Source organism: Rhizobium sp. NZLR10 (genome assembly GCF_019685125.1).
Lineage (GTDB): Bacteria > Pseudomonadota > Alphaproteobacteria > Rhizobiales > Rhizobiaceae > Rhizobium.
Window position 1 is genome coordinate 200,435 of record NZ_JABDWE010000013.1, and the last position, 8,804, is coordinate 209,238.

At 63.2% G+C, this 8,804-nt stretch carries 9 protein-coding genes; all 9 read left to right on the forward strand.

The annotated features are described in order from the left end of the window. Positions 1-13 precede the first annotated feature (13 nt). Positions 14-484: a terminase small subunit protein gene (locus HJB82_RS20425; RefSeq protein WP_221117050.1), complete on the forward strand. Its 471-nt coding sequence runs from the start codon at positions 14-16 to the stop codon at positions 482-484. Then, complete coding sequence (locus HJB82_RS20430; protein ID WP_221141209.1) at positions 450-2,021, forward strand: terminase; 1,572 nt, start codon at positions 450-452, stop codon at positions 2,019-2,021. Before HJB82_RS20425 ends, HJB82_RS20430 begins: the two co-directional genes overlap by 35 nt. Further along, positions 2,021-4,114, forward strand: coding sequence for a hypothetical protein (locus HJB82_RS20435; RefSeq protein ID WP_221141211.1), 2,094 nt, complete (start codon positions 2,021-2,023; stop codon positions 4,112-4,114). The genes HJB82_RS20430 and HJB82_RS20435 overlap by 1 nt, the downstream gene beginning before the upstream one ends. A 19-nt stretch (positions 4,115-4,133) precedes the next feature. Further along, entirely contained in the window at positions 4,134-4,445 is a 312-nt protein-coding gene (locus tag HJB82_RS20440; protein WP_207583371.1) for a hypothetical protein, read from the forward strand. Positions 4,446-4,480: 35 nt separating this feature from the next. Continuing rightward, a complete protein-coding gene (locus HJB82_RS20445) occupies positions 4,481-5,572 on the forward strand; it encodes a hypothetical protein (protein WP_221141214.1) in 1,092 nt (363 codons plus the stop codon). Between the two features lie 15 nt (positions 5,573-5,587). Then, positions 5,588-6,562 (forward strand): phage major capsid protein, encoded by a 975-nt coding sequence (locus HJB82_RS20450; RefSeq protein WP_003587937.1) that lies wholly within the window; start codon positions 5,588-5,590, stop codon positions 6,560-6,562. Positions 6,563-6,585: 23 nt separating this feature from the next. Continuing rightward, the gene (locus HJB82_RS20455; protein WP_221117046.1) at positions 6,586-7,371 is read left to right on the forward strand and encodes a hypothetical protein; all 786 of its coding nucleotides are present in this window, start codon (positions 6,586-6,588) and stop codon (positions 7,369-7,371) included. A gap of 203 nt (positions 7,372-7,574) precedes the next feature. After that, on the forward strand, positions 7,575-8,141 hold the full coding sequence (locus HJB82_RS20460) for a hypothetical protein (RefSeq protein WP_221141216.1): 567 nt from the start codon (positions 7,575-7,577) through the stop codon (positions 8,139-8,141). A gap of 239 nt (positions 8,142-8,380) precedes the next feature. After that, positions 8,381-8,804: transposase (locus tag HJB82_RS20465; protein WP_311044410.1), on the forward strand; the 424-nt coding region annotated here is incomplete at its 3' end.

Sequence of the window (8,804 nt, forward strand, 5' to 3'; positions counted from 1 at the left end):
AGAAGCGGATCCCATGGGCAGACCGACCAAGTTCACCCAGGCGCTGGCCGAGAAGATCTGCGAGCGCATTGCCGACAGGGAAAGCCTGCGGTCGATCTGCCGGGATGAGGATATGCCGGCGAAATCGACGGTGCTCTCCTGGCTCGCCGATGACGGCAAGGCGGCGTTTCGGGCGCGCTATGCGCTGGCCCGCGAGATCCTCGCCGACAGCTTCGTCGACGAACTGGTCGAAATAGCCGATGACCGCAGCGACGACTGGATCGAGAAGAAGAATGCCGCCGGCGAGACCACCGGCTGGCAGGAGAACGGCGAGGCGATAAGGCGCTCGCAACTGCGCATCGCCACCCGCCAATGGGTCGCCGAGAAGCTGAAGCCGAAGAAATACGGTTCGAAGATCGAGCCCGAACAGGGCGTGACCGGCGAAGTCTCGCAATTGCTGGAAGATATCAATGGCAAAACCCGCGGACTTCCAAACGGCGGTTGACCAGTTTTCCGACTGGCGCTGGCGGCTGAACAATCTCTACTGGATCACCGACAAAGCGGGCCGACGCGTCAGGTTCGAAATGAACTGGACGCAGATGACGTTTTTCGAGGAGATGCACTATCTCAACGTGCTGCTGAAGGCCCGTCAGCTCGGTCTGACGACCTTCATCCAGATCTTCATGCTCGATGCCTGCGTCTTCAACCGGGATATCAGGGCCGGCACCATCGCCCATACGCTTGGTGACGTGCAGACGATCTTCCGGGACAAGGTCAAATACCCCTATGACAATCTGCCGGAAGCCATCCGCAACGCCGTGCCCGTCGTCAGGGGCAACCAGGCCGAACTGCTGCTCGCCAACAATTCGAGCATCCGCGTCGGCACCTCGCTGCGCTCGGGAACGCTGCAATATCTGCATATTTCCGAATATGGAAAGCTTTGCGCCAAATATCCCGACAAGGCGCGGGAAGTCAGGACCGGCGCTTTGAATACGGTGCAGGCCGGCCAGCTGGTGTTCATCGAAAGCACGGCGGAAGGCCAGGAAGGGCATTTCTATACGCTCTGCGAGGATGCCAAGGTCAAGCAGCGGCAAGTCGCCAAGCTGACCGAACTGGACTTCAAGTTCCATTTCTTTCCCTGGTGGAAGGAACCGCAATATGCGCTCGCGCCTCAGGGCGTCATCGTCAGCGATGCTTTCGCCAAATATTTCCGCACTCTGGGCGACCAGGGCATCACCCTGACCGAGGGGCAGAAAGCCTGGTACGTCAAGAAGGCCGAAACCCAGCTCGGCGACATGAAGCGCGAATATCCCTCGACGCCGGCCGAGGCTTTCGAGGCAAGCGTCGAAGGCGCCTATTACGCCGAGCAGATGGCGGTCGCCGACGCCGACGAGCGCATCGGGGTCTTCCCGCATGCCGAAGGCTATCCGGTTCACACCATTTCCGACATCGGCATGGACGATGCCAACAGCGTCTGGCTGTTTCAGGTGCTGCCCGGCCGGGTGCGGATGATCGGCTATTTCGAGCATACCGGCACCGGCATGGACGGCATGCTCGACGAGCTGGAGCGCCGCGCCCGCGACAACGGCTATGTCTACGGCGTCCACAACATGCCGCATGACATCAAGGTCCGGGAGTGGACGCGCGGCGGCATGACCCGCATCGAAGTCATGCTGAAAGAGGTGAGGGCGCGTGGTCTCGGCACCGTTCGCAAGGTCGAGCGCGCCTATGTCCATGACCGGATCAACGCCACGCGGCGCATGCTGGCGAGGATCGAGTTCGACCAGGCCGGCTGCATCGAGGGCATCAAGTGCCTGCGCAATTACCGCAAGGATTGGGACGAGGATCTGAGCGTGTTCCGCGACGAGCCGCTGCACAATTGGGCGTCGCACGGCGCCGATGCTTTCGGCGGGTTGGCGATCATCTTCACCGGATTGGCGCCCGAACCGCTGAAGCCCGAGCGTAAGGCGCTGCCGACATTCCAGACGATGACATTCAACGAATTTGCCGATTCCACCCCTGGCCAAAGCGAGCGTGTTTGATGGAAGACGAGATGACGGCTTCAGACGGCGAGCAGCGCTGGGATCCGGCCAAGGTCGGCGCCCATTGGCAGCAGGAGCTCGAACGCGCCCAGCGCTATTTCAAGTCCTGGCACGACCGCTGCGTCAAGATCGAGAAGATCTATCTCGACCAGCAGTCGGACCAGACGAGCGCGGCCAAGCGCCGCTTTCCGATGCTCTGGGCCAATACTTCGGTGCTGCAGCCGGCCGTCTATGCCCGCGTGCCGCAGCCGGTCGTCGAACGCCGCTTCAAGGATGCCCAGCCGGTGGCGCGCATCGCCTCGGAGCTGGTCGAGCGCAATCTCGCCTATACCGGCGATGAGGCCGATATCGATTCGATCATGCGGGCGGTGCGCGACGATTTTCTGCTCTGCGCCCGCGGCACGGTGTGGCTGCGCTATGAGGCCGATTTCGAGCCGCTCGATATGGGTGTCCAGCCCTCGGACCCGGCGGCAGCCCAAAGTCTTCCCGAGAGTTTGCCCGGTCGGATGGGCGGTGCTCAGCCGGAAGCGATCAGCGACGAGCGTGTGTGCATCGATTACGTCCACTGGTCGGACTTCCTGCATTCGCCGGCGCGGCGCTGGAAGGACGTGACCTGGGTGGCGCGGCGCGTTCCGATGACCGACGCGGAAATGGAGAAGCGCTTCGGCACTGATGCCATGGCTTCGCGGGCGGCGGAAGGTGCCGGCAGCCGCACGGGCATCAGCCAGGCCGAGCGCCTGGAGAATGAGGGCAAGACCCATGTCTGGGAGATCTGGTGCAAGAGCGAGAACTATACCGTCTGGATCGCCGACGGTTCGCCGATGGCGTTGGAAGTCTCCGAGCCGCCGCTCGATCTGACGCATTTCTGGCCGTGCCCGCGCCCGGCCTATGGCACGATGTCGACGAGCTCGCTGATCCCGGTTCCCGACTATGTCTATTACCAGCAGCAATGCGACGAGATCGATCTGCTGACCAAACGCATCAACAAGCTGACCGATCAGCTGCGGCTGAAAGTGTTTTATCCCTCCGGCGACGGCGCGATCTCGCCGGCGATCGAGAAGGCGATGCGGCCGGAAAACGACATGGTCATGGTGCCGATCCCGGAATGGGCGGCGTTTACCGACAAGGGCGGCTCGAAGGCCATCGTGACGCTGCCGATCGACGAGGTGCAGAAGGTCCTTATTGCCTGCATGACGGCGCGCAAGCAGCTGATCGAGGATGTCTACCAGATTACCGGCATTTCCGACATCGTCCGCGGTGACACCCAGGCCTCCGAAACCGCGACGGCGCAGCGCATCAAGAGCCAGTGGGGCTCGATCCGCATCCGCGACCGCCAGGCCGAGCTGGCCCGCTTTGCCCGCGACATCATCCGCCTTGCCGGCGAGATCATCTGCGACCAGTTCCAGCCGGAAACGCTGATGGTGGTCAGCGGCATCCGGCTGCCCACGATGGCCGAGAAGCAGCAGGTCGAGATGCAGATGCAGCAGATGCAGATGGCGGCACAGCAGGCGGCCATGCGGGCAAAGCAGACCGGCCAACCGGCGCCACCGCCGCCCGAAATGCCGCCGCAGCTGCAGCAGATGATGCAGCAGCCGACGATCGACGAGGTGGTGCAGCTCTTACGCAATGACAGCATTCGCGGCTTCCAGATCGAGATCGAGACGGATTCGACCATCGAGCCTGACGAGGATGCCGAAAAGCAGCGCCGCATGGAATTCGTCCAGATGGTCGGCGGCTTTATGCAGCAGGCGGGAGCGATGGCGCAGCAGAGCCCGATGCTGGTGCCGGTAATGGTCGAAACGCTGCTCTTTGCCGCCCGCGGCTTCCGGGCCGGCCGTCAGCTCGAAAGCACGCTGGAGCAGGTGGGAGCGCAGCTCTCCCAGGCAGCAGCCACGCCAAAACCGGAGCCGCAGCCTGCGCCCGGCGAGATGCTCAAGCTGAAGACGGCCGAGGTGAAGGCCGGCGCCGAACAGCGCAGAGCCGAGCTCAGCGTCGCCGAGGCCGAGATCGAACATCGCGCCACGGTGGAGCAGGCGCGCGGCGAAATGGCGGCGCAGGCCGTGCAGCAGTTCCAGCAGCCAGCGTACCAATGAATTGGTCGGGAGCAACAGCATGAGAGAACGCTATTGCCGCGTCTGCGGCGGCTGGCACCAACTCGATCAGTGGCCGCACAATTGCCTGCCAGCGCAAAACCCGGCGCAGTCGGATCTGCCGGCACCGCATTTCGTCAGCGACAGCATCGACATCCAGTCGATGCATGACGGACAGCATTACACCTCGAAGGCCAGGCTGCGTTCGGCTTACCGGGCAGCCGGGGTGATCGAGATCGGCAATGAAAAGCCGCAGCCGATCGAGAAGCCGAAGACGGATCGCAGCGAGATCCGCAACGACTTGAGGCGAATTTACACCGAGTACAACGCCTGAACCGGGCATCAATCCCCGACATAGGAAATTTCCCAATGGATATGGAAGACCTGAACGAGGCCGGCAACGGCAGCGAAGATTTTGGTGCGTTCGACGATAAGCCATTGAACGATAGGCCGGTCAGCATCCGCGACAGCCTGAAAGCGGCGATCGACACCGTCGAGACCAATGGACCGGGCGATATATCAGGCCAGCCGCGCGACGGCGAAAACGGCCGCTTCATGGCCAAGGGGCAGGAGCAAGCCGGCGCTACGGCGCGGGCAGGGCAGGCGCCGGCGGCAAACGCCGCGCTCGCCCAGCAGCAGACGCTGCAGAGCCGCGGGCAGGGCGGAGAACAGCCGGCAGCCATCGGCAACCGGGTTCCGCCCGGCTGGTCGGCGGAAGCCAAGGCGCAGTTCACGAGCCTTCCCGGGGAAGTGCAGGCGGCGATCGCCAAGCGCGAACAGGAGGTCGATAACGGCTTCCGCGTCCTGCAGGATTACAAGGGGCTGGAGGAATTCACCCCGATCGTCCGCCAGGCCGGCATGACCCATGCCGATGTCATGCGTCGGGCGATCGACTGGGAGAAGGCGCTGATCCACGATCCCGTCAACACCGTCGTTCACGTCGCCAGGATGGCCGGGGTCAATCTTCACGCTCTGGTCAATGGCCAGACGGGAGAGATCCTGCAGCGCAATTCGCAGCAGGCAGGACCCCAGCAAGGAGGGCCGCAGCCTCGATCTTTCAATGTCGAGGCGACGGTCGAACATGTTTTGCGGAAAAGGGACACCGAAACTCAAGTCGATGCCTTCCTTTCCGACCCGGCAAACGCGCACGCCGAAGATGTGCTCGACGACATGATCGCCCTCGTCAACGCAGGGCGGGCAACGTCGCTCCAGGACGCCTACGACGCCGCATGCTGGATGCGCCCGGACATTCGCCAGCAGTTGATCAGCCAGACTGCACCGGCGCCTGTCCCACAACAGCAAGCCCAGAGGGCAGCAGCGGCAGATCAAGCCCGCCGCGCCTCGCGATCCATCTCTGGTTCTTCGGCGCCGGGCCCGACCCGCGATGCGGCAAGGGGCCAGCCCACCTCCATCCGAGACTCGCTGCGCGACGCCATGCGCTTTTCGCGCGGTCAGGTCTGAGCAAAGGAATGATCAATGCCCATTTCGCCCAACCTCTCTGAAATCGTCACCACGACGCTGCGCAATCGCAGCGGCACGGTGGCCGACGACGTGACGAAGAACAACGGTCTTCTCACCCGTCTGAACAGCCGCGGCCGCAAGAAGCCGATCTCCGGCGGTCGCACAATCGTCCAGGAACTGCAGTACCAGGAAAACAGCACCTTCAAGCGCTATTCCGGCTACGATATCCTGAATGTGCAGCCGTCCGACGTCATCACTGCGGCCGAATACGATCTGAAGCAGGCCGCGGTCGCAGTTTCCATGTCCGGCCTCGAACAGCTGCAGAACTCCGGCGAGGATGCGATCCTCGATCTGCTCGAGCAGCGCATCGAGAACGCCGAAACCACTTTGAAGAACAACATCGCGCTTGACTGCTATTCCGATGGCACGGCCGATGGCGGGCGGCAGATCGGCGGCCTGCAGCTGTTGATCTCGACCTCGCCGACCTCGGGTACCGTCGGCGGCATCTCGCGCGCCACCTGGGGTTTCTGGCGCAACCAGAAATTCTCGGCCTCGGCCGATGGTGGTGCGGCTGCCACCAATGCCAACATCCAGAGCTACATGAACCGGCTCTATATGTCCTGCGTTCGCGGCTCCGACGCGCCCGATCTCGTCGTCGCCGACAACAACTTCTTCCGCCTCTACTGGGAATCGCTGCAGGCAATCCAGCGCATCACCTCGGCCGACAAGGGCATGGCCGGCTTCCAGTCGCTGCAATACATGGGCGCCGATGTGATCTTCGACGGCGGCTTCGGCGGCGGTGCGCCGCTCAACCAGATGTTCTTCCTGAACACCAAATACCTGTTCTACCGCCCGCACCGCGACCGCGACATGGCCCCGATCGGCGACGAGCGCATGAACACCAACCAGGATGCCTTCGTCCAGCTGATGGGCTTTGCCGGCAACCTCACCATGAACAACGCCTTCCTGCAGGGCGTGTTGTTCGCCTGATCGTCAACGAAAGGAACAAGCAAATGTCGGTCGCAACAATCCAGTCCGATCGTCTTGGCGCGAACCCGTTCGTCGTCGAAGGCCCGATCGTTTCCGGCTCCGGTATTCCCGGCCCGAACTTCTCCCTCGGCGCTATCGCCGGCGGGGACCGTGAATCCGAATGGGTCTATTGCCAGCTGGTGCTGGCCTCGCCGACCACCCTTCAGCCCGGCCAGTGGTTCCAGTGGACCCGGGATTATGTCGCTTCGCTGCTGACCACGGCGGCGGCCGTCGTCGGCCAGCGCTGCGGCGTCTTTTCCGGTGCCGCCCAGCCTCCGACGCTGACTGGCGGCCCGGTCGGGGCCGTGACACTCGCAGCCGGCAACTATTACCTGTGGCTGCAGCGCAACGGCCAGGCGCCGTCGCAGGTGGCAACCGCAACGGCGGCCCTCGTCATTGCCGAAACCACCGCCACCGCAGGCCAGGCGAGCGCCCCGGCCTCGGCCACGGCCACCACCAAGGCCATCGCCAACGTCAACTTCGCGGCCGCCAATCAGACGTTTACGGCAACCACGGTCAACGGCTCCAACCTGCTGGCGGGTATTGCCGGTCTGAGTGCCGGTTCCGGCCCGTTCATCGGTGCGGCGGTCGCCGGCACCGGAATCGCAGGCGGCACGACGATCTCGGGCATCACCTACAGCCCGAACGGCGTCGTCCAGAGCATCACGCTCTCGGCCAACGCCACCGTCAACGGCACCGGCATCACCATCACCGCGACCGGCGTACTCGAAGCGACGCTGATGCGGCCGTTCCTGTCGAAGGTGAACTAAATCAAGCTATCAACGGGCGTTTCGGCGCCCGTCATGGCTACTAACAATGCCTGCAAACTTCTCTTCCGTCATGCTCTGGCTTGTCCCGAGCAGCTGCCGCCGGTCGATGCGCAGCAGATCCTCGGCACAAGGCCGAGGATGACGAGGAGGGGATGCTTCCCCGCCCATCCCTATTTCCCCGCCATCAACAGCGAGACCAGCAAATGCCCGACAACACCGGAATCTATGCCTCCTTCAGCCTCGAACCGGTCGAGCAGACCTTTCTGACCGAGAAGGAAGGCCGGCCGATCTTTGCCGACAAGGAATTCGTCCGCATCTTTATCGCCGGCGACAAACACACCGAAGTCTACCGCGAGGTGACCGAGAACGACAAACTCCGCTTCGCCGACGCCTACAAGCGGTTCAAGCAAGGGGCTGAGGCCCGCGAGCAGCTGACCGGCACGCCGCTGGCGCAGTGGCCCTATCTGAAGCCCAGCCAGATCAAGGAGATGGAGGCGGTCAATATCTACACCGTCGAGCAGCTCGCAGCCCTTTCCGACACCGCCAAGCAGAAAATCGGCATGGGCGCCAACGAGCTCGTCGCCGCCGCTCGCGCCTATCTCGCCAGTGCCGAAAACTCCAGCGCCGCCTCGGCCTTCGCAGCCGAAAACGAGCGGCTGAAGGATGAGGTGACCCGCCTGCAGGAGCAGATGAGGGAGATCGCCTCGCGCTTCGAAGCGCTCGAAAAGGAAGGCGAGGGCAACAAGGCCCGCAGCCGGCAAGCAGCCTGAAGAAGCCCTAAACAAGCAGCCCCCTTGTATCTGCACGTTAGAGATTTTGTGCGATGGAAGCGATTGAGCCTCTGGCCGGGTGGCCACCCGGCCAGAGGCGTGACGAAGTCGCCCGTTCCCCCTCTGGTTACAACCGTGGATGAGCCTGGGATCTTCGTCATCGTCACGTACGACCGAATAGTCGCTTGGTTCCAATCGCACGCACAAGGCAGGTTACCGTGAACAGAGTTATATGTGGAGTGGATGTTTCGAAGGACTGGCTGGATGCGTCTATCCGCCCGTCCGGGACGTTTGAGCGTTTCAGCAATGACGCCACCGGCATCGGCGCGCTGGCCGATCTTTGCCGGGCCGAGAATGTCGAGCTCGTCGTCATGGAGGCTTCCGGCGGTTACGAGCGGACGGCCTTCCTGTTGTTGTGGGAGATGGGGATCGCCTGCGCCTTGGCTAATCCGCGCCATGTGCGCCGGTTTGCCGAAGCCATGGGCTTTCTGGAAAAGACCGACCGCATCGATGCGGCGATGATCGCCCATTATGCCGAAACCAAGCGGCTGGCTGCCCTGCCGCCGCCGAAAGCCGCGCAGATGCGGCTGTCGGCGCTGATGGCGCGGCTGTCCCAGGTCACGAGTGACCTGACCGTCCAGAGGCAGCGCCGCAGTGCGGCCC

What these genes read in the sequence shown, in the direction of transcription:
- HJB82_RS20425 (WP_221117050.1), top strand. Translation starts at nt 14, where the DNA reads ATGGGCAGACCGACCAAGTTCACCCAGGCGCTGGCCGAGAAGATCTGC.
- HJB82_RS20430 (WP_221141209.1), top strand. Translation starts at nt 450, where the DNA reads ATGGCAAAACCCGCGGACTTCCAAACGGCGGTTGACCAGTTTTCCGAC.
- HJB82_RS20435 (WP_221141211.1), top strand. Translation starts at nt 2,021, where the DNA reads ATGGAAGACGAGATGACGGCTTCAGACGGCGAGCAGCGCTGGGATCCG.
- HJB82_RS20440 (WP_207583371.1), top strand. Translation starts at nt 4,134, where the DNA reads ATGAGAGAACGCTATTGCCGCGTCTGCGGCGGCTGGCACCAACTCGAT.
- HJB82_RS20445 (WP_221141214.1), top strand. Translation starts at nt 4,481, where the DNA reads ATGGATATGGAAGACCTGAACGAGGCCGGCAACGGCAGCGAAGATTTT.
- HJB82_RS20450 (WP_003587937.1), top strand. Translation starts at nt 5,588, where the DNA reads ATGCCCATTTCGCCCAACCTCTCTGAAATCGTCACCACGACGCTGCGC.
- HJB82_RS20455 (WP_221117046.1), top strand. Translation starts at nt 6,586, where the DNA reads ATGTCGGTCGCAACAATCCAGTCCGATCGTCTTGGCGCGAACCCGTTC.
- HJB82_RS20460 (WP_221141216.1), top strand. Translation starts at nt 7,575, where the DNA reads ATGCCCGACAACACCGGAATCTATGCCTCCTTCAGCCTCGAACCGGTC.